Origin of the sequence: Serratia proteamaculans, assembly GCF_949794035.1 — a bacterium.
In the GTDB taxonomy this organism is placed as follows: domain Bacteria; phylum Pseudomonadota; class Gammaproteobacteria; order Enterobacterales; family Enterobacteriaceae; genus Serratia; species Serratia proteamaculans.
Genome location: NZ_OX461105.1, coordinates 1,704,872 through 1,728,496, shown reverse-complemented (window position 1 = coordinate 1,728,496; position 23,625 = coordinate 1,704,872). Strand labels below are relative to the sequence as shown.

The window sequence follows — 23,625 nt, the reverse complement described above, 5'->3', positions numbered from 1 at the left end:
TTATTTAAACTCTGCCGTACCGATCGTGTAAACGTTCAATATCATCTTCTTCCAGGTAAAAGCCTGATCTAACCTCAATGATTTCAAGGTCGATTTTCCCTGGATTTTCCAACGTATGCACACTGCCTGCTGGAATGAATGTAGATTGGTTCTCTGATAAGAAAAACTCTTTATCATCCAAATTCACTTTGGCTGTGCCGGTGACGACCACCCAGTGTTCTGCACGATGAAGATGGCGCTGAACTGACAACCCTTCGCCAGGGCGAACAATGATTTTTTTTACCTGGAAGTGTTCGCCCTTATCGATATCACATATTTTACCCCATGGGCGATAGGAGGAAGAATGTTGACGGAAGTGGTGAAGATTGCGTTTTTTTAACTCTTCAACCACTTTCTTAACGTCCTGAACTCTATCCTTAGTCGAAATCAACAGTGCATCATTGGTACTGATCACTATCAGATCATCCAAGCCGATAGTGGCCACCAGAGCCGCTTCAGATGAGATATAATTATTGGTAGAATCAATAGAAATAATCTCACCGATGTTCACATTCCCCAGTGCATCTTTTTCGGAAACTTCCCAAAGTGAGGACCATGAGCCTACATCGCTCCACCCCGCATCAATGGGAATCACCACTGCATCTCTAGTTTTTTCCATCACCGCATAGTCAATGGAATCACTTGGACAATGCTTGAATACTTCCTGGTCAACGCGGATAAAATTCATATCTCGCTGGCTATCTGCCACAGACTGCTGCGTTGTACTGAAGATCTCTGGGCTAAACTGTTGCAACTCTTGCAGAAACTTGGCAGTTTTAAACATAAACATGCCACTGTTCCAACTGAAATCACCACTCGCCAGATATTCAATAGCCTTCTCCAGGCAAGGTTTCTCAACAAAAGCATCGACTTTGAAGCATTCATTGGAGAGTGGGCTACCTCGCTTGATATAACCGTAACCCGTTTCCGGATGCCCTGGAATAATGCCGAAAGTTACCAAGTGGTCTTGATTAGCATGATGGATTGCCGTTTTTATCGCCGAGTGAAAATTATCCACTTTTTTAATCAAATGATCGGCAGCCAGTACCAACAATATACTGTCTTCACCTTCTTCTGCGGCAAGATGTGCTGCCAAGGCCACCGCAGGAGCTGTGTTACGCCCAACAGGCTCTAAAATAATATTGGTCGCAAGCTGATCAATTTCACGCAGTTGTTCCGCAACCAAAAAACGATGATTTTCATTGCAGATAACCAATGGTGGCGCGACATGCACCCCATCCAACCCAGACAAACGCTGAAGTGTCTGTTGTAACAAGCTAAATCCGCTGTCATCAATGGATAAAAACTGCTTAGGAAATGATTCTCGCGACAGCGGCCATAGTCGGCTGCCAGTACCACCGGCCATAACCACAGGAATTAGTTTTGACATTATTAACCCTTTACTCAGTAATCTGTCTTAAAAACGAGCACGCCAGCTAACCCCATCATGATAAAAATCATACGATCACGCACACAGAGAAGTTACGCATATGTTAAAATCACACACATCCCCAAGCCACCGTGCGCCCAAAGATATGCAGGTAGAAACCTATACCGAAAAAACAGTGTTCTGGGTAATGGTAGGAGCGCCACTGGTTGCTAACATAACGTATTGAGACAAAAAAGAGCAGCTCAAGGCTGCTCTTTCAGATAAATACTTATGGTGAATATTTAGTCTATTTCCCACTATCTGTTCAGCGGTTTATGACAAAGTACTGCGCCACGCGTTTTACATCACTTTCATCAAGCGTGCCTGAATCACTAAGCAGTGTGATCCAGGATTTTATGTAGGTGTATTTGGCCGACGCCAGGTCACGTTGAGCACTGTACAACTGTTGTTCAGCATTCAGCACATCGACGTTGACACGCTGCCCCGCCAGCACACTTTGCCGGGTTGCCGTTACCTGAGTTGTCGCCGACTTCACAGCCAGTTCGTACGCGGCCAGCTTGGCGCGACTGCTGATACAAAGGTTATACTGCTTGCGCAGATCGTTCAGCGTGGTGCCGACCTGTGCATCCATTTCATACATCGCCTGCCCATATCGTGATGCCGCCTGGCGAGTCGATGCCGAAACACCACCGCCAGCGTAGATCGGCACGCTAACCTGCACACCAATGCTGTCGGTACGATACTTTTGGTTAACCGTGTTATCGCTGCTGGAATCATTCTCAGAATGTGAGGCGTAGAGTTGCACCTGAGGCATAAAGCCGGCACGGTTTCTCTCCACTTCATATTTCGCCGCATCAACGCCGTGGCGCGAAGCCGCCAACATCGGGTTATTCTCAATGGCAATTTTTTGCCACTCTTCGAATTTGGATGGGATCAACGGCGCCACCTGGAATTTACCAGGACGCAATAGCTGTACGTCATCCAGTTGATTGAGTGGTATACCAATAATGACCTCTAGCTCACGCTGAGCCGCATCCAACGCATCACGCGCCTCAATCTCCTGTGCCTCTGCCAGGCTGTAACGCGCCTGAGTCTCAGAAACGTCGGTAATGGTGCCCTCCCCCGCACTCATTAAACGATCGTTCAGCGACAACTGCTCTTTATAAGCCGCCTTTTGCGCCGAAGCCAATGCGATCTGGTCTTTGGAGTACGCCACCTCAACATAGGCGGAGATCACCCTCACGGCCAGATCGAGATACTTACTGCGGTAACGCTCATCCGACATCAGCGTCTGCGCCACGCCAGCCTTGTAGCGTGCATAGGCCTCATAATCGAACAGCGGTTGTGTCAACGTAACCGAGCTTGAATAACTGCGATACTGCTGCCGCTTGGTGGTTTCAGTCACGTTGCCAAAGAAATCGCTTTGCGGATACTTTTGCGTTTGCCAGTTTCTTGGCGAGTTCTGGTAATTGAGCGATACCTTCGGCAGCAGCCCCGCCCTGCCGATGTTCTCGTTTTCGTCTCCCGCCTCTTTCTCTTTTATAGCCGCCCGGAAGGTCGGATCTTTTTCAAGTGCCAGCGAATATGCGTCTATAATCCCTATCGAATGAACCGGCGCAGCTATCGCAAACAAGAGGGTACTGATAGCAAGGCCAGCAACCTGTCGTTTAAATTGAATCAAAATTATTCCTCGGTTAATGAAGTATGAGCGCGATCCAAAATAGGTTTAAACAGATAACTCAACAGTGAGCGCGAGCCGGTCTTCACAAACACCTCAACAGGCATACCCGGTTTGATGTCTTCGCCACTGAGCAATTTCATGCCCTCAGGAGAAACCGTGACCTGCATTTGGTAGTAGGGTTCGCCATTAGCCTTGTCAACCAAGCGGTCGGCAGAAACCAACGTCACCGTCCCCGGTATTTTCGGGGTCTTGTTTTGGTTGAAAGCGGTAAACATCAAATCCACCGGCAACCCGTCGTACACTTTATCAATCAGTTCTACCTTAAGGCGTGAATCCACCACCAACGTAGCCTGGCTGGGTACAACGTCCATCAGATGGTCACCCGCTCCCACGACGCCCCCCTGAGTAAAGATATTCAGTCCTACGACTGTGCCATCCACCGGCGAAGTGATAGCGGTGTTACCGAGGTCAAAGTTCGCCATTTCCAACTTGTTTCTAAACTCGCTGGCATCCATCTGAGTCTGTGCCAATTGGGTTCTGACTTCACGCTGATAGTCGGCAAAGCGCTGGTCGATCCGTTGCTGAGACTCCAGTAACTGTTTTTGTACCTGGCCAATTCGGCCGACGGTTTCATCGATGCTGCTGTTCACTTCCGCAAACTGACGCTGCACTTCCAGATAGCGGTTACGCGGTAAATAACCATCAGCCGCCAGTTGCTTCATGCTGTTCATCTGTTCGCGCAGGCTTGAAAGCTGGATTTGCTTGTTGACCCTTGAGTCCTGCAAGCCTTTTAGCTGGAATCGCATGCCGTCCATTGACTGTTTATAACCGTCAACTTCGCTTTGTAATCCCTGGCGACGTGAAGAGAATAACTGTGTTTGCAAAGCGATGATTTCAGCCACCCGCGGCTGAGCCTGGATGGTTTGAAAAACAGGAGAAAAAGTGACTTTACCTAATCCATCACGCTCAGCCAGTAAACGGCCTTCGCTGGCCAGCGTGGTGTAATATTGGTCGCGAAGCGAGTCAACCTGAGCCTGGGCTTGCACCTGACTCAGTTGCACCAACACCTCACCCGCTTTAACTTTGTCGCCTTCTTTAACCGTAATACTTTTTATGATGCCGCTAGCCGGTGCCTGTACGGTTTTACGGTTGCCAGAAACGGTAACCGAACCTGGTGCCGCGACCCCTTTATCCAAAGGCGCAAATGCGGCCCAGGCGAAGAAGCCAAACAGGCCAATCCCAACCACTAACCATCCCATGCGGGTAAAACGCCGCTCATCCTGTGGGATCTGTTCTGAATACGAGTCTTGCGGCTCGCCAATGTGCGTAGACATACCAACTCCTTTGACTGCAGGCGACGTTTTGACGTCGCCTGGCAAGTTCACAGCTTAATTAATTTGAGTTTTTGGGATATTGCCTTCGTCCGGCTCAGAGTTGACCGCACGTACCGCTTGCTGTGGGGTTTGCGCCTTCTGCTGCGCATTTGCCAGCGCCTGCAGCACCTGCTGCGTTGGGCCAAACGCATTGACGGTACCGTTCACCAACAGCAGCAGCTTGGTGGTCATCGACAACAGGTTGGTTCGATGGGTAATCAGGATCACCGTTTTATTTCGCTGTTTAAGGAACAGAATCGCCTGATTCAGCGCTTTTTCACCGGCATCATCCAGATTGGAGTTGGGTTCATCTAATACGATCAGGGAAGGATCACCATACAACGCTCGTGCCAGGCCAATACGTTGTTTTTGCCCACCAGACAAACCCGCCCCGCCGTTGCCAATGATCGAATCATAACCATTAGGGAATCGCAGGATCAGCTCATGGACACCGGCCAACTTGGCGGCTTCAATCACTTTCTCTGAATCGATATCGTTGAAACGAGCGATGTTCTCGGCGATGGTGCCGGCGAACAGTTCGATATCCTGTGGCAAATAGCCAATGTAAGGCCCCAGTTCATCTTTATTCCATTGGTAAATATCGGCGTTATCAAGCCGCACAATACCTTCGCTGACCGGCCAGATGCCTACCAACAAACGTGCTAACGTGGATTTACCGGAAGCGCTTGGCCCGATAATCCCCAACACGTCTCCTGGCTGGATCGCGAAGCTGACATTATGCAATACCGCATCACCTTTGGAGCCTGGTGGCGTGGCCGTCACACCCTCGACAGAAATGACACCTTCAGGGCGAGGTAAAGACATGCCCATACCGCGAGGTGGATGCTTATCCAGTAATTTTACCAGGCGTTGATAGGAGAGTTTGGCAGAGCTCCAGCTCTTCCAGACGTTAATCACCTGCTCGATAGGTGCCAGCGTACGCCCCATCAGAATTGAGCCGGCAATCATCATGCCGGGGGTGATATGACCATCAATCGCCAGCCAACCGCCGAGACCCAGAACCAACGACTGCAGTGAAAGACGTACGAATTTGGTGATTGAGCTAACGGTAGTGGCACGCTCGCTGGCCACACGTTGGCTATTCAGAAATCTCTGATGTAAGCCAAACCAACGTCGTTTTAGATTAGGTAACATGCCCAATGCTTCGATCACTTCAGCATTACGCAAATTTGTACTCGCCAGACTGCTGGACATGATAGATAGCTTGCTCGCCTCGCCCAGAGGTTTCTTGGAAACCATTTCGTTGACCACGGCCAACGCAACCAGCAGTAGTGACCCTACCAGGGCGAACAACCCTAACCATGGGTTAAACAGGAAAATCACCAGCAGGTAGATAGGGAACCAGGGTGCATCGAAGAATGCAAATAATGCGCTGCCGGTCAGGAACTGCCGTACGGTGGTCAAATCACCCAGCATCTGGCCCGCATCGGAGGAACCATTTTTTAGATTGGATTCATAGGCGGCAGTGTAAACACGCGTATTCAAACGCATATCCAACTGACTGCCGATGCGGATAACAACCATGCTACGGACGTACTCCAGCAACGCCATCATGCCGAACATTCCGAGCATAATCAGCGTTAACATCAGCAAGGTTATTTCATTACGTGAAGGAAGCACCCTGTCGTAGACCTGCAACATATAGACAGAGGGAACTAACATTAATAAATTGATAAATGCGGTGAATATGCCAACGGTCCAGAAAATTTTACTGCGTGTCCGTATAACATCCGCAATTTCATTACGCGGTATAAATTGATTCACTTTCTGCCCTTACATCATGTGCACTGTCAGTCCAATCCGCATTGATTTCTTCTAAGGAAAATCCTAAAAAAAATAGAAATAAAGAAAATCCTAAAGAAGCCCCCTCAAACATGCTCGAGACTGCAGATACTTTTTTTTAACTATAGGTAGAGAAAGTACAAACCAGCAAGGCGGAACCCAAAAAAAACTCTGGGACTCAACCCCATCAAAATCAGGGAAAACAAAAGGATGAGAGACATGAAAAATACAAGGGAATTATTGAGAGAAAGAATAATTTAAAGATGATGACACCGATCACAAAATAAAATACGGGGAGGTTAACCTCCCCGTATTATTTAACAGCTAACAGTTTCCATGGAAACTATTTTTCTGTAGAACTTATACTCACGCGTAATGCAGAGTATCCAACAGTTGCTGATGGTTTTGGCCTGTCAGGTAAACTACGCTGTCGGCGATATCTAATGTGTGGTTATTGTTGTTATCAATAATCACATAAGAGCTGGCATTATCACCTGATCCACCGAACACCACAGAGGCCACGCCGACTTTTGCAGTCAACGCGTTACTGCTACCCAGACCAAGAATACCGCCCAACAAGCCGAAAACACCATTGGTCAGGCCGCCAACCAAAGTCCCCAGCAGAGCATCCAGAGTGTCAGAAGCACGGGTGCCGTAATCTGCCACCGCAGTACCGGCGGCATCACCAGAGATGGTCAAAGCAGAAGCTGCGTCAACAATTTTATCTTTGGTACTGTCAAAATCAGTGATGGTAACACCAGCCTGAGTGTTGCTGGACTTCAACTCATAGGTGTTCACACCATTACCACCGGCCAATGTTGTGTTACCCAGAACATTAAAGCTATCTGCAGCACTGCTACCTTCGACCGTCAATTGGTAACCGTTCAGACCCAAAGTGGTCAGTACCGGTGCCAACAACGCGGTTGTTATCGCACTCAATGGCAGAATATTCAGCAACTGGACAATAATACCGTCACCAGTACCGGCATGGTTTGAGTTCAGGTCCAGACCACCAGTATTAGCGGATGCGTTAATATCTCGCACGTTGCTAAAACCACTGCCCAGAGTCAGATCCAGTAAGTGATCGCCTGTAACAGCAATGTTTTGCACCTGTGAGTTTGTGCCAGTCAGTGACAAAATATTGTCAAAACTACCGGTACCACCAGATGCAATATTCAGCGTGCTCAGCACGGTCGGTAACAATACGCTGCTGCTGCTGTTCAGTGCCAGGGAGCCGGCATTCACATCGGTTGAACTGACGGCATCGAAAGTGACGTTAAAGTGATTAGTGGCATTCTGCAGGAAAGTAATTTCCACGCTGCTTGCCGCTGTCGCATTTCCGGTCACTTCCAACTGCGCGGAGTTACCACCGGCAGCATTAATCACTTTCACAGCCTCGGCCAAACCAGACAACACAAAACCTTGTGAGCCTATATTAGACGTTGCAGCCTGAACGACGTTGTTGGTCAGGCCGGTAGTGCTGGACTCAGAGATCGCATTACCGGTTAACACACCAAAGTCAAAGGTATTGTTAGCAGCAGTTGAGCCACTGCTTACTGTCCCTTTACCGATGTAACCAGCCAGATCAATTTTCTCAAAATTGCTGAACTGTGCAGAGTTACTGGTAATGGTCGCAGTACGGATAATTGCGTTACCGGACATCACCACGTTTTTGGTAATGAAGTTGGCGGAGATGGTGTCAATGCCATCGCCACCATTGCCAGAAACGCCAGCGCCCACGGTATTAGCACCGCCAACCGCCGCATTCCCCAGCCATTTCAGTGAGTCATTCCCTGCACCCAGATTAAAATCACCGGTAGCGGTAGCAACAGCTGCAGTAGCGGTGACCAGGACATCATCTGCACCCGAGCTGGCATTCAGGATAACGTTACCGTTATTCACAGTGATATCAACGCCTGGGTTAACGCCATTGTCTGACAGGTTAACCGTTGCCGCGCTGGTGCCGTTAATGGTCAGGTTCGCCAGATGATCGGCAAACTTCAGATTTACAGCAGCCACCGCGCCAGCATTCAGCACCGCGTTGGTAAGCACGGCAGTTTCTGCATTGCTCAATGCATGGCTTACGCCAGTGTTAACAGTACCAGTCGCATTACCGCCACCACCAGTCACAGTCAGATTAGCCGCTGTTTTATACAGCAGGCTGGTACCAATGTCCGCCTCAAAGGCATGTTGTTGGGTAACCGTTACGGCATCTGTTGCAGTCGAACTACGAAGATCGTTGATAATTGCCTGGGTAATTACTGATTTATCACTGCCTAACGCACTATAAGTTGCCAATTGTCCAACGGTCGCAGCGACACCATGTACTAAGGTATAGACATGTTGAATAAATGCATCACCTGTCAACTGGCCGCCTTTTTGCTGGAATTCAGTTGAACTCAGCAACTTCGCAGTCAGAGCCGTAGAAGTCAGGCTACCAGACGCAAAGATTTTACCCCAGGTATCCAACCCCTGTGCATCGATACCACGTCCAGGGACACCCAGATAAATTGCAGCAACTTGTTCTTGTATATTAAGCGCTGGCAGTTGACCCGGTGTATAAACACTGGTGATAGCGTTAAAGTGAGCCTGAGCTGTAGCGTCTGTTGGCGCCACGCCTCCACGTAATGATTCAATGATATCAACTACTACACTTCCCCGTGTTGCCCCCCCTTCAAGCAACGCCAAATAGCTGGAAGCTTCAGCAGAGCTTGGTGCACGCTCGAAACCATACTGGAAAATGCGCGCAACAAAATCTTCATTACTTAAGGAAGTAAGGTAGGAACGATCGTTGACAAAAGCTTGAGCCACCTTATCAATGGTCGCTGTGCCGGCATTGATCACCCCACCCCAGTAATTGAGGCCTGAAGTTGACAACCCAGCACCAAGAACGTGGTAAATGGCTGCAACATCTGAAGCACCAGAACCGGCGGATCCCGTAGACGAAGAAGGGAATAAAGCGCCTTTTATTTTGGTATCAAAGTAAGTCTGTTGCGACAGTGTGATACTGTCCGATCCCAGGTAGCCAGCTAAACCATTAATTAGGTCGTTGACGATAGTGCCTATGCTATCCCCTGAGGCCAGTAAAGCTGCAATAGCATCAGGCGTAGCCGCAACTCCATGAATGTTCGTATAAATTGTTTGTAAAGTTTCTGTCGGCGTTTTGGTTCCAAAACGGGCTACACCATCAGCGGATGCAAGTAATCCAGTGATAAATTGCACATCAGTCTTATTTCCTAACTGCAGTTGTTGTGCAAAGTAATCAATTGTGGACACGGATGCATTCTTACCCAGAACAGCATAATAAATTGCCGCGGATTCGTATTGCGAAACTAGAGAAGCCATAACATCCCCCTTGGATGCATGATTTTTACAATCAAAATATTACGTCGCAAACCGACATAACGTAGATGCCAGACTGTGCGGTAATAAAGAATAAAAAACTTTACTGCACTTAAATAAAAGGAAAGGAACCGAATTTTGTCAAGGCAAGGGGCCTTACTAAAATCGAATCATATCGATGCAAAAAATAGTAAACAATGTAATGATTTCAAACAAAAGTTAATGATTATTACAAAAAAAACAACGAGATAACTTATAACATTACCACTAATCCTATATACATAAAGAGTAAAAAAAGCCATTATTAGCTAACTCACTGTATTTTATGGAGAATACTAGCAGGTTAAAAAACCCGAAACCAGCTACATTTATAGTTTAAAACTCCGATAAATCTGTCAAAAAGGATACATTATGAATAATTTCAAATATCGAAATGTCATTCTAAAAATGATTTCCGCCGCGATTATTTTTATGCCAATGAGATATTCCCATGCATTTGAAGTGGGTATAAACATGCATGTACGGCATTATCCAAATTCAAGCGATTATTATTTAAAGTTGGCAAAAGAATATGGATTCACCTCCATACGTGAAGATTACCCATGGGCTCAGGTAGAGGGGCCTATCGGAAAATACTCATTGATTGGTAATCTGGGAAAGGTTGATTCCGTATTTGGGACGAGCGAACAGAATTTTGGCCTGAGTTCTATGCTGGTATTGGCCTATACTAATCCTTTGTATGACAAAAACGGTTACCCTTCGAGCGAGGCAGCTATCGATGCATTTGCAAATTATGCTTACTGGACGGCAAAAAGATTTAAAGGGAAAGTAAAGTATTACGAAGTGTGGAATGAATGGTTGGTTGGGACGGGTGTGAGGGGGAATAAAAAACCCCCTTCTGAAGAAATATTTTTCGAGTTGGTTAAAAAAACCGCTTTGGCGGTTAAAAAAGCAGATCCAAACGCAATAGTGCTAACAGGCTCGTTAAATCCATTGAAAGACAAGGATAATGCCTGGCTGGATAAATTGCTTGATATGGGGATGATGCAGTATATAGATGGAATATCTGTTCATCCTTATTCCTACCGCAACCCTGATAAAGAAATGCGAAAACCTGAAGGTAATCTGGCAGGCATCGACGTCTTCGAAAATAAATTAAAGGCTAAGGTTGGACGCACCGTACCTATTTACATAACTGAAATGGGATTCCCAACCCATATCGGTGATGGCGGTATTTCCGGTGACCTTGCTGCACAGAATGTTATAAAATATACGCTATTAGCAAAGTCAAGGGATTATATTAAAGGCATCTGGTGGTATGATCTAATTGATGATGGTTCAAACCCTAACAATCGCGAACATCGGTTTGGATTTATCGCGCAAAATCTGGTCGCAAAACCTGCAGCCGACAATCTGAAAAAAATAGCCTCAATTGCCCGTGACTATCAGATAGTTAATTATAAACAATCAGAGAATGGAGATAATATTGTCGAGCTAAAAAAAGGTACTGAGCGCGCCACAATCACATGGAGTAATAAATCCACACAAACTGAAAACGGCGTTATTAATAAACTAAAAAGTTTTTCTTTATCACAACAACCCGCCAAAGTAATACCATTACTGATTCAAGGTGATGCTCAGGTTAACACTGATAGCAGCACCCCCGTTTTGAAAATGAGCAAGCAACCCTAATCACTACATTCCCACCATCGCGATCTGAAAAACAAAAAAACCTGCTTGCTAAATAAAGCAAGCAGGTTTTAATGGCTGCAGGACACTTAGAAAATAACGTTAATATGCACCATCTCGTTTAAGTACGACAGATATTGTTTTGAACAGAATAGCGATATCATTCCACAAAGCCCAGTTTTTAACATACCAGGCATCGAAATAAACACGAGTGTCATAATCAATATCATTACGGCCACTAACCTGCCATAAACCTGTCATTCCTGGCTTTGCCATATAATAATAATCGACATCACCAGCATACCGCTCAAGCTCATCCTCAATGACCGGACGCGGACCAACCAGACTCATTTCACCAATGAAAACATTCCAAAGCTGCGGAAGTTCATCCAGGCTAGTCTTACGGATAAAAGCTCCAATTTTGGTGATGCGTGGATCGTTTTTAAGTTTAAAATCACGGTTCCACTCGGCCAAAGCTTCCGGGTCATTTTTTAACAGTTCTTCAAGAACTTCTTTCGAGTTCATTACCATAGAACGGAACTTTAAGCATTTAAACTTCTTACCATTGTGACCAACCCTTTCATGTCCATAAATTGGCTTGCCACCATCTCTGGATACCATAAAGGCCAAGAAAAGTAATACAGGTGAAAGCATTAACATAATCGACAAAGAACCGAAAATATCGAATGTGCGCTTGATAATACGAGATGATCGTTTTGCCAAATTATTGCTTACGCGTAGTATCATGACCTCATGGCTGAAGATAAACGACATATCTGTACCATACAGCGGCACGCCACGAAGGGTCGGTATAACTGAGACTGAGCGACAATTATGCTTAGCAAGATCCTTTAACCAACGATCACGCAACGCATGCTGCTCAAACTCTAACGCCACGATAAACTGTGTTGTCTCTATATCGGCAGCTGCCCAAAGGTCTTCTTCTGAATTGATTACCGGAACCCCAAAGTAACTTTTCTCACAAGGGTCATCAGTGCATACAAAAGCACAGACTTCAAAACCTAGAATTGCCTCACTTTGAAGAGCGGCATAGGCTTCAAACGCATTTTTACGAGAACCAATAATGATCGTATGTTTTTTCCAATAACCAAGTTTATCAAGAAATCTCTTCGTTAGAGAACGACCTAATGGAATCAAGAAAATAATTAGCATCCAGGAGATCAACCACACATAGCGTGAGAAATTCCATTTTGAAAAAGCCACTAGTGCAAGATCTAATAACGCAAAAATCAATAATGTTCGAACAACTTCTTTAAGTTCAAACCAAAAAGGTTTCCGATAGGTATAGTGACGTAGACGTACCCAGAACCAAACCATACAAATCACTGACAAAATGAATTGGACTAATAGTCGAATATTAAATTGGTCTTGTGGAACAAACTTTTCCAAACCGCCAAAAAAATTATCTAATAATAAATATGTTATATATACCGCTAGATTGAAAAAAAACACATCTGAGAAAGCAAGAGCTAGCTTTGCTACTCCGCTACTTCGGTACTTTTGTTCTTTTGCCATAATTTTTACCATGCCAAATAAATGACGAAATCATTCAAATTCATTTAACATCAAACGAATTTGAAATCAGTAGAGTCCTGTATTAACTAAATCCATCATATAAAAATGAGAACCACGGAAATAAATAACATCGATAGATTTTACAATGCTCCATATCAGTAAGACTGCTAGTCTAAGCCGTAGTTATAAACCTTAAATGTTCCTTCCACCATTCTCTCAGATATAAATTTATCCATGAAAATAGTTCGGGCATTAACCCCCATTAAAGCCCAATCATCTTTTGATTGACCCTCAACTATTTCTGGCAATGTTTCCGGAGACGATAAGTTGAACATATAGCCATTTACACCAGGAAAAACCATTTCAGGAAACGATGTACAATTGCTTGATACCACAGGTATGCCGTAGCTCATGGCCTCAAGCGAAACCATCGCAAAACCTTCCCAGCGACTTGGAACAATCAACACGTCCGCATAGCGGAAATAGGGGCTAATATCATCAGAAGATAACCATCCGGTATAAGTAGTTTGTGGCAAGTCTGGATAAACATCCTCACCATGAACAGCACCACCGACAACAGTCAAGTGATAGGGTTGCCCCTTCAGTTTCTCAATCATCGATGAGAGAATATCGAAACCTTTCTGGTAGTCGAAACGCCCTACAAACAATAAATTAATAACATTTTCTTCATAAGGATTGGTAAGCGCTGCATTCACATCGACTATAGGAACTCCGTTATAAACGACGTGGAGCTTTTTCCCATTTAAACCGTTCTCTATTGCGGCATTCCGTTCAAACTTACTCACACAGATTACCGCATCGGTGATAGGGAGCAACGCATACTCAATACTTTTATAGACTAATTTTTTTAATTTATTACCCTCCATTAAAAATGAAAAAGCATGGGGGCAATAAATAACCTTCGGGCGGTAAATTGGATAGAGCACGATTAAGACCAAACGTCCAAGAACACCGGAAAAAGTACTATGAAGGTGAATTAAATCAGGTTTATGCTTAATAATGTTAGAGATAAAACGATGTATAAACGACAGAAAAGAACCAATATTTCGTCCAGTCCTTTTGAAAGTAACTACATTTTCGGACGGTAAAACTTTAATTTCACTCTTTTGATTCTCAGGGACAAGGCAATGGAGTTCAGTAATTTCAGAACTTGCAACACTCGCCAGAGCGATCTGACGCATAACAGTTGCTACTCCCCCTTTAATCGTTTCTGCTGCATGAAGAACCTTCATGATTTTTTAGGCCCTCGATGATGTAGTAGTTTCGATTATGGCATTGACTTTCTCTGCAGAAGACTTCCAAGAGTAACTTTTCACATTCTCAAGCCCTGCAATCATCAAAGTATCTCTCAGAGCTGAATCAGAAATGATCTTCTCCATCGTATTCGCAATTTCGGCAACATTATATGGATCAAAATAAAGAACGCTGTTACGCAAAACCTCAGGCATAGAAGCTTTGTTTGATGAAATCACTGGGCATCCACATGCCTGGGCTTCTAGAGGTGGAATACCAAATCCTTCATAAAAAGAAGGAAATACAAATGCCGTAGCATTTTGGTAAAGCGTTATCAACTCATTGTCATCAACTCGGCCTAAGAAAGTAACATCTCCATCCTGCGCATTTTTAGAAAAATCCTGTGTCGCGAAACTGGATGCCGATTTCCCAATAACCTTTAACTTGATATCACCACCATGCTTGCTTCTATATAAACTATAAGCTTCGAGCATACCATGAAAATTTTTATGAAAGTTGGGCGATGACACAGCCAAAAAATACTTATCTAGCTTGTCACTCTCTTTAGAAGAATTAACAAACTCATTTCCGACAGCATTATAAATAATGTGTATTTTTTTAGGGTCATACTTAAAATACTGCAGTATCTCTGATTTCGAGAACTCACTTACTGTAATCAATGCCTTACTGCTCTTTAGCATCATAGGTATGAGTAATGAGTAAAGTATTCTGAATTTTAATGAGAAGCTTTTCTTATATCGCTTATAGGTAACATCATGATGTGTCACTATTTGGTTTTTATAAAAAACAGGGGCAGTACTACACAAGTTCACTAACACAGGCGAACCAATTGATCTTAAATATTTTGGTAACTCAACCTGCTCCCAGAAATGACCGCTTTTCTCGCCGATAGTTTGAATATTAAAACCAGCCGGTAGTGAAGATCGTTTTATATCTTTAGGGGCCAAGAGAACAACGTCATCTCTTAATGCCACTAATTCTATGCAGATTTGTTCAGCAAATCGTTGCACACCCGTCACATCTTGCGTTAGAAATCTTGCGTTAATGTAAATCATATTCCCCCACCGTTATTCAGTGATTTATATTTGGCTCCAAGAGAGAAAAACAACGCAGTGATGATTATCGGAAATATATACCCTGGATAATTCGTCATTGGATTGTTATAACCATAGTTCAATGAAAGTGATATCAGCCAATATAAATAGACGTCATGCGGGAACGAAGACTTACATTTACTATAGATAAATAGAACTATGAATAATATAAGAATGATACTCATGATTATTCCAAAATATCCATAATTCGACAGTATGTATATATATATACTATCTAGGGGAACAGCTGCATCGTTGTTAGACCCCACTACCGCGTTACCATTTACACCATACCCAACGCCAAAAAGATCTGAGAAAGAGTTATCCTGAAGAACTTGCTGTATAAAATACATTCTCAAATAAATGCTATTATAAGCAAATGTATTATCTTTTGAAGAAAAGATATCGTAAATAGCGTTACTAGTTATTGAAATATAGAAAATAACGAAAAGGAAGAACATCAGTATGGTAACAAGAAATGTACTTTGTCTGACCCCGAACAATGGACGAATTAATAAATAGCCGAAATATATAGTAGACATTATTATTGCTGTTTTCGATGTCGAGCAAATGATGGCTGCATATATCGTAAGTATGAATATCTTTCTCCTGTTTTTGGAAACAAATCCCTGCAAGGTCATGCCAAAAAAAAGATACTCACTGAGATTAAAAGGTCCAGTGAGGAAACCTATTGCCCGGAAGAAGCCTGTTGTTGTTTTGAGGGATAAACCATAACTTTTACCAAAACTTGTGAACTCAGGCCCTGGCTCATAACCGGCAAAAGCATATATCATTCCAGCAGAGAAGGATTGAACAATAGCCATAATTGCATTTATTACACAGAAGAAGATATAAAATTTAATTATTTTATCAAGAACGTTTTTCTTACCTTCCGTATCCAACATAACTAATGCTGCTGAAATCAATAAAGCTGAAAAAGTAAAAAACTCGACGCGAAACTGTACTAATACACGGAAAACATCAAACCTACCTATATTCAATGTATAAAACATATAAAATATGGCATAAAGTAAAAAGCACATAAATGCCAAAATCAATAATATCGATTGCTTACTTACCTTAAAACGATAAGCGTAGCATACAAAAAACATGAAAACCAAACACACTGCTGAGAAAAAATCTTTATAAAGTAGTAACAAGCGTGTGGTACTATAGGCTAATACAGTGACGACACCATTAAAGGATATGACTGTTAAATAGGCCAATAAAACAAATGTAAATATTTTCTTTGCCGTCATCTCCATGAACTTACCTTCTAAAATATAATATATACATAAAAATTCATTCGTAATTTTTATTTATAGAATTTTTTCATAACGAGAAAAAATATCATTAATCAATGTTTCATCAAACTCAAAACATTCGATCTTTCTCACTTTCGCGATAGCATGTGGTAATTCTTTCGATATATTACAAATTACACCATTTTTATCAGATATAATCTCTTTTATTCCACCAGGGTAATCATTAGCAATTACGGGAATACCACATGCTAATGATTCTATAACTACATTAGGATATCCTTCCCAACGCGAGCTTGATATGAAAACATCGGCCTGACGCATAATCGCATATGGGTTTTCAATCGAGTCAACAAATGTCACATACTGTGTAAGTGCCAGATCATGACATAAATCATATAGTAACTCCTTATCCTCACCCTCACCAATTATCGTCAAATGATAATTTTCTTTATTTAATTCTGAAAATGCCTTCAGCAACAGGTCATATCCTTTTTGATGAGTTAAACGTCCGATTGTCAGAAAATTAATTTTACCTGGAGGTAATACTATTTCAGGTTGTTCTGCGGCCAGTAATTTTATTCTTTTATAGTCTAGAGGGTTATTTATTTTTATTATTTTTTTTTCTGGCAATTGCATTTTGTAGATTAAATCACGTTTCATATCATCACTTTGGGCCACAATAAGATCGTAATTTTTATATGTTTTTTTATATAAAAAATTAGCGACAATATTTTTTTCAAAAAGACTAGGTAAATTAGATTCTCGCGCAATTTTTTTTATACCCCTCCCAAAGAAGAATAAAAAAGGCGACAGCGTGGCATTAGAGGTTCCCGAACTGATGAAGATCGTATTGATGTCGAATTTTTTGCAAGTTCGCCTAATACCAGTCAAAATTTTCGGAAGTGAATAACGTGCCCTACCTGTAACATTCAGATATTCGACGACAACATCTGACTTCAACTCTTTGACGAGCGTATTTTTCCTTTCATCATTTTTATAAAGAAGCAAATACGGTTCAAATAATGACCTGTCTATATTATTTAATAATGTAAAAATAACTCTATCTGCACCGGATCGTCCAAGAATAGGCATAATAAAAAGAATTTTTTTCACAGTTCCCTCGACTAATAAATCAGTTTTCATTACTTTTGAAAATAACATCCAGGAGTTTATCCCACTTTTCATTCTGAAGTTTACTTACCTTGATTGCATAATTCTGCCCTGAGGATGACAACCTCTGATACAAACTTTCATTATGATAAAGTTGAGAAACTCTGTTTTCAATTTCGTTTATATTTAAAGGGTTAAAATAAATAACATTATCTTTGCAGACTTCCGGAATACTTGAAACTGCAGCCGCAATCACTGGAGTGCCATAATGCATAGCTTGTAGTGGCGGATAACCATAACCTTCATTGAGGCTAGGGTAGATGAACGCATAAGCATTTTTATAGAACCAATCCAAAGATTCATAATCTACATAGTCAATAAAAATAAATTTATCAATGTTTTTGATTCCTGGATGTGGGTCTTTCTTACCCAACACTATAGTTTTTAACTCACAACTGGTGTTCTTACTGTAAAATTTATCAAGTGCTTTTATTGCACGATAATTATTCTTCATCCAACGATTTGCACTAACCAATAGGAAGAACTGCCGGGAATATTGCGATAGATGATTATATTCTTTAGATAATTGCGGGTTTTCTTGACCGAAAGGACAAGGTGCTGGAGACACGTAGATATCTTCTTCATTCAATGCTGGATAAAAGCATAGCATTGAGTATTTACTGTGCTCAGAGACAGTAATAATTTTTATTTTTTTCTTATTTAACAACCGGCTAAAGCGTTCATAATACGTTTCCCATTCTTTATTCCGAAAGAGCGTCCGCTTAACCAGCAATTTTAGTTTTGAAGTCAGTCCATCTCGATAATGCCACTGTACAGAATCATAGCTACACTCAATTTCACGTAAGCCATGCACTGTCATTATAAATTTTACATTACTCGTATCTATATCATTAAGATGATAGGGTAAAGCCGAATAAAAGGTTGAGAAGCGATTAGAATTAACCAATGCAATCAAGTCATGATCACTTTCTACCGCAATCATTTCGATATTATTTTCTTCGCAAACTTTATTTATTTTCTTGTCAATCTCTTTATTTTTATCATAAACACAACTAAAGTTTTTATAACCCTTTTCGATACTTGAAAAGAATATTTGCTTAGCATATTCAGAACCACCATGAAATTTAGACTCTGGCGATGGTTGCGTTGCCGTCAGATCAAATAAAAGCAAAATTCTCTCCTTAGTCGAATTGCTTGATGATTTTTGAAAATACGTCTACGAGTTCATTATTAATTTCAGTAACACTGCGAGAACCATACTCATCCATGAAATACTCAATTTTCTTAGAAATTAACCATGGTTCGAGCTCGTTGGATAATATTTTCCCAAGGATCAACGAATGCATCCGTCCTGAATAGACTTTATGAGAGGCATTCAAATAATTCAGATAAATCGGTAATGTTGGTACTGCCTCACACAGTTCAACATTGGCACCTGGGTTTTTATGCATAACATCGCGGTAAATCAATTTATTTAGCTCAGCATCTTCAACAGTGGTTGAAACAAGTACAATTTTGTTTTCCGACTCTTTTATTTCTTTTTCTACCACTTCACGCCAATCACTCACATAATCATCTTGACTCTTAAAATCAGTTTGGTGTAACTCTTTTATATTTTTCAAATAGACATAGTAGGCAGTTGCACCAATTATAACACTATTTTTTTCTACACTTTTTTTCTTTCCATAAAGTGCAAATGCGAGATCAGGTATGTAGCTCGGTGTGATATCAAAAAAAATTTTTAATTTATCAATTGAGCGTTTTTCCCGTACGTAAACACCATTAGCTTTACCAAGAGCATACTTATATAACAGCTTATCGATGTAGCTAAACTTCTCAGCACAGCCAACACCCAAGATAACGTAAGGTTTGTTCGATGCTCTGGCATATTTCGCCCAAGTATACATCGCAATGGGGAACGTTCCTCCGCTCTGGATTAATTGGCCACCACCAATCATCAGCAATGCTGCATCACTTTGTGATGTCCTTTTTATTCTCTTTCTATTATGTAAATACCAGCGTAAATATTTTAGGATTTGCACTCGATTGAAAATAAGATTTTTAGCCTTTCTTAAAAAGACTTTTGGCGTTATTTTTTCGTTTTTAATATTGGGTACAGCACTCTTTACTTCAGCGTCAAAACCATAACTTTTCGACTGAAACCCTGAAACTCTGACCAGTTCAGTCAAGCCTTCATTAATTGCATGATCGCCTATATTATCTGAACAAATTTCATTTATAATCAAAACCGTCTTCATTACCCTTCCTTAAATATATTTGTTTTTAGGCGATACTTTGTCATGCTTTATTTTTCTTTATTTTCGAAAGAATAATTTTATTAATTTCATAGCAAGAGTCGATTTTTAACAGCATGCTGGAAAAATAATAAACAACCGCACCAACAGCTACTTTTACCATTATTTCATAAATGCCATTATCTATCCGTATAAACCACAGTGCCGCAGACATGACCAAAGTCGCTGACATCATTGGAAGCATGCTTTTAATCTGTTGCCATGCTCCATGACCGTACCACTTACCAGGATAGTAAGCATTAATGAAGAAACAAATAAGAGAAACGATAAAATTACCGACGACTACGGCTGTCAAACCGAAGGGGGCAGTAATCAATAATGCACCGACGGTAATAGGTAATTTGCTTAAATCGACTTTCAGGTAAGTATCAGATCGCCCTACCGCATTAATCAGACTGCAATTTAGAGCACTTATAGGAATGATCATACGCGATAAACAAATCCACTGAATTACCACTACTGCCGGCAACCACTTGTCAGTCAGGAAAAAATGTACAAAGGGTTCGGCCAAGAAGATAAAGCCCACCATCGCAGGCATTACGATAAATGCCGTCATATCAAGACTTTTTTTGTAGATTCGTATCAGACGTTCTGTATCATCTTGAGTAGAAGATAATATGGGAAACAATACGCCTTGCAATATATTAAATAAATTCACTGAGATAAGATCGGGAATATTTCTCCCTTGCGTGTAATAACCGACTTCCTTACTTGAGAAGAAGCGTCCAATTAAAATAGCATAACAATTGTCTACAATAGTCCGCACAAAGCTTGCAAGTAGAAGTTTAGAGCCAAAACCGAAAAGACGATTTAATGAGTCAAATGAGAACTCAAAATTCGGGCGCCATCTTAATAACAGCGCCATAAAAATAGTGACACATACAGAGTTTATTAAAGTTTGATATACAAGTGCCATTGCACCATAGCCGTGATTAGCAAGGTACAGTGCAATTGAACCACTAATAATCACAGATAAAAAATTTATCTTTGTTCTTAACTTAAAATTAAGATCTATTGCCAATTTAGTGGTTTGCACCAAACATAATGATTTTATTATTATGCTGACACCCAAAATACGAATTATGTGAACTAATGGAGGAGCGCTATAAAAATCTGCAACAAAAGGGGCGATAAAGTAGATGACCCCATATAAAACAATGCTTATAAATAAGTTAAAGTAGAATACGGTTGAGTAATCCGTCTGCGTTCTATCTTTTTTCTGTATTAGTGCTTGAGTGAACCCACTATTAATTATTATGTCAGATAAAACGATAAATACGGCAACCATGCCGATTAGGCCAAAGTCTGAAGGGGATATAATACGAGCTAAGACTATACTAATACCGAACTGTACTCCCTGAACTAGAAAACGTTCGATAATGCTCCATATCATCCCCGATACGGCTCTCTCTTTTAATGAATGGGTCATTGTCTACTACTTCTTTTTAATGTCTGAAAGTAAAGTTACCAGGTAATACCTGGTAACTTTCACCCCGAACTTTACACTACTACTTTTTATCACTCGTATAACTATACTGGTAGTATCCGTAGCCACCATAATAATTACTGGCCCTTTTTTCTACGGCATTCAAAATAACACCTTTGATATTGATTCCATTCTGATCAAACCGACGAATACTGAAATCAACCTCTTTAACTGTATTCATGCCAAAGCGCGCGACCATAAGCGAAGTACCGGCCAATCGTCCAATGATAGATGCGTCTGTAACAGCCAATACTGGTGGCGTATCGATAAGAATCAAATCGTATTTCCTGCCAGCCCAGTTGAGTAAATCGGCCAAACGTGAATGCATCAACAACTCTGAAGGGTTCGGCGGTAATTGCCCACGAGGAATGAAATCCATCCCTTCAATTTTCGTATGATGAATAGCCTGCTCTTGTGTGATTTTTCCTGAAAGGAAATCAGACAGACCATTGGTCCACTCAGTGCCTACTAAAACATGAGAGTAGCCTTTGCGCATATCCGCATCAATGACTAATACGCGCTGACCGGTCTGAGCAATAACTGCCGCCAGGTTAATACTGACAAACGTTTTACCAATGTTTGGACTCGCACCCGAGATCATTAATACATTGTTATTTGCTTCCATCATGGCGAAATGTAGGCTTGTACGTAGGCTACGGATAGCTTCAATCGCTAGGTCCGCCGGGTTACCTATAGCAAGTAAGGAGATCGAGTCCGTAGAGGATATTTTTCTCCCACGTTTATTAGCCATCTCAATATCTTTCTTCTGCTGCCATTCAGACAAAGGAATACTGGCATAAACATTTATACCATGCTCCTCCAGAGCTTCAGGATTATCGATCCCTTTATGCAGCATGGTTTTCAGCAGAACAAAACCAACCGAAAGTATTCCTCCCGCAAAGACAGCCAAAAGTACTATCAATGTTTTACGAGGCTGTACGGGGTTAATTTGAGTCAACGCCGGGTCAATGATACGTACATTGCCAACCGTGCTCGCTTTCGTCACGCTTAACTCTTGCTCTTTATTCAAAAGTTGCATGAAAATTTCTTGCTCTACCTGAACATCGCGGGTCAAACGTAAAATTTCCTGCTGAGTCTTCGGCATTGTCGCAATGCGCTTATTTAATTTACTTCTCTCATCTTCTAATGTCTGTCTTTTCTCAAGCAAAGCGCGATAGGCTGGATGCTGTTTAGTATAAAGCTTGGAAACTTCTGCTTCTTTAAACGTTGATTCATTCAGTTGCGTTTCAACGGAAACAATAGAATCCAAAACCGCTTTGGTTTCTAATGAAAGATCTACCGAATCATTCTTTTGACGATATTTATTCAGCAAATCTTCCGATGCATCTAGCTTTGCACGAACATCTGGAATTTGTTCTTTGAGGAAACTTAAACTTTTCCCCGCCTCTTCAGACTTACGCTCAACGTTTTGTAACAGGTAATTTTTGGTTATGCTGTCTAAAACCTCATGGATACGTATTTGGTTTTCACCTGTCAGACCCAAAGCCAGAACGCCCGTATCCTTGCCTTTATCTTCAACCGTTAGATTTTTTAGCAAGTCATTGATAACATTAAGCTTTAACCGTTTAACCACCTGAAAAGTAGTTCCTGGTTCTGCTTTTAAATCAGAAACAAATATTTGGATATCTTTTCCTTCAGCCAGGACGCCAACAGTACCTTTTAAAATCTCGTTACCGTCATAGCTCAAAGAATACTGCTTTCCCGTCAGGGCTTTCAGTTCTAAAGGTTTCTCAACCATATAGTCTGGAACCCTTAGACGATTAATTGAAATTTCACTTGGCTCTTTGCCACTTAATCTTTCCCAACCTCGGCCGAACATAGGGAAATAATCCTGATTAACAGCAATATCAAGATTCAGATCATCTACTGTTTTTCCTATCACCATTCGTGAGGAAATAAGTTCAATTTCAGTTGCCGAACCCGGTTGGCCTGACGGCAACATTTGAGAAAAATCGCTGAGGATGGAATTACCGGCATTCTGCTCTACTTGCACCATGGCATCGGCTTGATAAACAGGGGTGGAGAAAATAGAGTAAATAATCCCTACCACTGCAAACAGCGTGATCACCCCGGTTATTAACCATCGATGGTCAAGTAAAACTCCTAAAAGACGATTTAAATCAATCTCATCATTATCGTTGGCCGTAGATAAGCCTGCTTTAGTATTATCAGTCATTATGATCTC

At 41.8% G+C, this 23,625-nt stretch carries 15 protein-coding genes; 1 reads left to right on the top strand and 14 read right to left on the bottom strand.

Annotation, left to right across the window (positions count from 1 at the left end; all coding sequences use genetic code 11):
* Window positions 1-4 precede the first annotated feature (4 nt).
* The 5 genes from QOT07_RS08100 to QOT07_RS08080 form a co-directional block, all read right to left on the bottom strand.
* Window positions 5-1,429 (bottom strand): mannose-1-phosphate guanylyltransferase/mannose-6-phosphate isomerase, encoded by a 1,425-nt coding sequence (locus QOT07_RS08100; protein WP_261426997.1) that lies wholly within the window; start codon window positions 1,427-1,429, stop codon window positions 5-7.
* Window positions 1,430-1,733: 304 nt separating this feature from the next.
* A complete protein-coding gene (locus QOT07_RS08095) occupies window positions 1,734-3,110 on the bottom strand; it encodes a TolC family outer membrane protein (protein ID WP_261426998.1) in 1,377 nt (458 codons plus the stop codon).
* A 2-nt stretch (window positions 3,111-3,112) separates the two neighbouring features.
* Window positions 3,113-4,444, bottom strand: coding sequence for an HlyD family type I secretion periplasmic adaptor subunit (locus QOT07_RS08090; RefSeq protein WP_207975690.1), 1,332 nt, complete (start codon window positions 4,442-4,444; stop codon window positions 3,113-3,115).
* A 54-nt stretch (window positions 4,445-4,498) separates the two neighbouring features.
* The gene (locus QOT07_RS08085) at window positions 4,499-6,268 is read right to left on the bottom strand and encodes a type I secretion system permease/ATPase (protein WP_207975692.1); all 1,770 of its coding nucleotides are present in this window, start codon (window positions 6,266-6,268) and stop codon (window positions 4,499-4,501) included.
* 384 nt (window positions 6,269-6,652) lie between these two features.
* The gene (locus QOT07_RS08080) at window positions 6,653-9,631 is read right to left on the bottom strand and encodes a beta strand repeat-containing protein (RefSeq protein WP_283602881.1); all 2,979 of its coding nucleotides are present in this window, start codon (window positions 9,629-9,631) and stop codon (window positions 6,653-6,655) included.
* Window positions 9,632-10,039: 408 nt separating this feature from the next.
* Between QOT07_RS08080 and QOT07_RS08075 the strand changes: the two genes are divergently transcribed.
* Window positions 10,040-11,320, top strand: a complete 1,281-nt coding sequence (locus tag QOT07_RS08075; RefSeq protein ID WP_283602880.1) for a cellulase family glycosylhydrolase — start codon at window positions 10,040-10,042, stop codon at window positions 11,318-11,320.
* 99 nt (window positions 11,321-11,419) lie between these two features.
* Here QOT07_RS08075 and wbaP read toward each other — a convergent pair whose 3' ends face one another.
* From wbaP to wzc, 9 genes are all read right to left on the bottom strand, one after another.
* Complete coding sequence (wbaP, locus tag QOT07_RS08070) at window positions 11,420-12,853, bottom strand: undecaprenyl-phosphate galactose phosphotransferase WbaP (protein WP_283602879.1); 1,434 nt, start codon at window positions 12,851-12,853, stop codon at window positions 11,420-11,422.
* A 167-nt stretch (window positions 12,854-13,020) separates the two neighbouring features.
* Window positions 13,021-14,106 (bottom strand): glycosyltransferase, encoded by a 1,086-nt coding sequence (locus tag QOT07_RS08065; RefSeq protein ID WP_283602878.1) that lies wholly within the window; start codon window positions 14,104-14,106, stop codon window positions 13,021-13,023.
* 6 nt (window positions 14,107-14,112) lie between these two features.
* Window positions 14,113-15,183 (bottom strand): glycosyltransferase family 4 protein, encoded by a 1,071-nt coding sequence (locus tag QOT07_RS08060; RefSeq protein ID WP_261427004.1) that lies wholly within the window; start codon window positions 15,181-15,183, stop codon window positions 14,113-14,115.
* Complete coding sequence (locus QOT07_RS08055; protein ID WP_283602877.1) at window positions 15,180-16,487, bottom strand: hypothetical protein; 1,308 nt, start codon at window positions 16,485-16,487, stop codon at window positions 15,180-15,182. The genes QOT07_RS08060 and QOT07_RS08055 overlap by 4 nt, the downstream gene beginning before the upstream one ends.
* A 54-nt stretch (window positions 16,488-16,541) precedes the next feature.
* Entirely contained in the window at window positions 16,542-17,630 is a 1,089-nt protein-coding gene (locus QOT07_RS08050) for a glycosyltransferase (RefSeq protein WP_283602876.1), read from the bottom strand.
* Window positions 17,620-18,789 (bottom strand): glycosyltransferase, encoded by a 1,170-nt coding sequence (locus tag QOT07_RS08045; protein WP_283602875.1) that lies wholly within the window; start codon window positions 18,787-18,789, stop codon window positions 17,620-17,622. Before QOT07_RS08045 ends, QOT07_RS08050 begins: the two co-directional genes overlap by 11 nt.
* A 10-nt stretch (window positions 18,790-18,799) precedes the next feature.
* The gene (locus QOT07_RS08040) at window positions 18,800-19,876 is read right to left on the bottom strand and encodes a polysaccharide pyruvyl transferase family protein (RefSeq protein ID WP_261427011.1); all 1,077 of its coding nucleotides are present in this window, start codon (window positions 19,874-19,876) and stop codon (window positions 18,800-18,802) included.
* A gap of 40 nt (window positions 19,877-19,916) precedes the next feature.
* On the bottom strand, window positions 19,917-21,362 hold the full coding sequence (locus QOT07_RS08035; protein WP_283602874.1) for a lipopolysaccharide biosynthesis protein: 1,446 nt from the start codon (window positions 21,360-21,362) through the stop codon (window positions 19,917-19,919).
* A 79-nt stretch (window positions 21,363-21,441) separates the two neighbouring features.
* Entirely contained in the window at window positions 21,442-23,616 is a 2,175-nt protein-coding gene (gene wzc, locus QOT07_RS08030; protein WP_283602873.1) for a tyrosine-protein kinase Wzc, read from the bottom strand.
* Between the last annotated feature and the right edge of the window lie 9 nt (window positions 23,617-23,625).

Bases quoted from the DNA above. Each gene is read 5' to 3' on its own strand.
- QOT07_RS08100 (WP_261426997.1), bottom strand. From the start codon at position 1,429: ATGTCAAAACTAATTCCTGTGGTTATGGCCGGTGGTACTGGCAGCCGA.
- QOT07_RS08090 (WP_207975690.1), bottom strand. From the start codon at position 4,444: ATGTCTACGCACATTGGCGAGCCGCAAGACTCGTATTCAGAACAGATC.
- QOT07_RS08080 (WP_283602881.1), bottom strand. From the start codon at position 9,631: ATGGCTTCTCTAGTTTCGCAATACGAATCCGCGGCAATTTATTATGCT.
- QOT07_RS08075 (WP_283602880.1), top strand. From the start codon at position 10,040: ATGAATAATTTCAAATATCGAAATGTCATTCTAAAAATGATTTCCGCC.
- wbaP (WP_283602879.1), bottom strand. From the start codon at position 12,853: ATGGCAAAAGAACAAAAGTACCGAAGTAGCGGAGTAGCAAAGCTAGCT.
- QOT07_RS08065 (WP_283602878.1), bottom strand. From the start codon at position 14,106: ATGAAGGTTCTTCATGCAGCAGAAACGATTAAAGGGGGAGTAGCAACT.
- QOT07_RS08060 (WP_261427004.1), bottom strand. From the start codon at position 15,183: ATGATTTACATTAACGCAAGATTTCTAACGCAAGATGTGACGGGTGTG.
- QOT07_RS08055 (WP_283602877.1), bottom strand. From the start codon at position 16,487: ATGGAGATGACGGCAAAGAAAATATTTACATTTGTTTTATTGGCCTAT.
- QOT07_RS08050 (WP_283602876.1), bottom strand. From the start codon at position 17,630: ATGAAAACTGATTTATTAGTCGAGGGAACTGTGAAAAAAATTCTTTTT.
- QOT07_RS08040 (WP_261427011.1), bottom strand. From the start codon at position 19,876: ATGAAGACGGTTTTGATTATAAATGAAATTTGTTCAGATAATATAGGC.
- QOT07_RS08035 (WP_283602874.1), bottom strand. From the start codon at position 21,362: ATGACCCATTCATTAAAAGAGAGAGCCGTATCGGGGATGATATGGAGC.
- wzc (WP_283602873.1), bottom strand. From the start codon at position 23,616: ATGACTGATAATACTAAAGCAGGCTTATCTACGGCCAACGATAATGAT.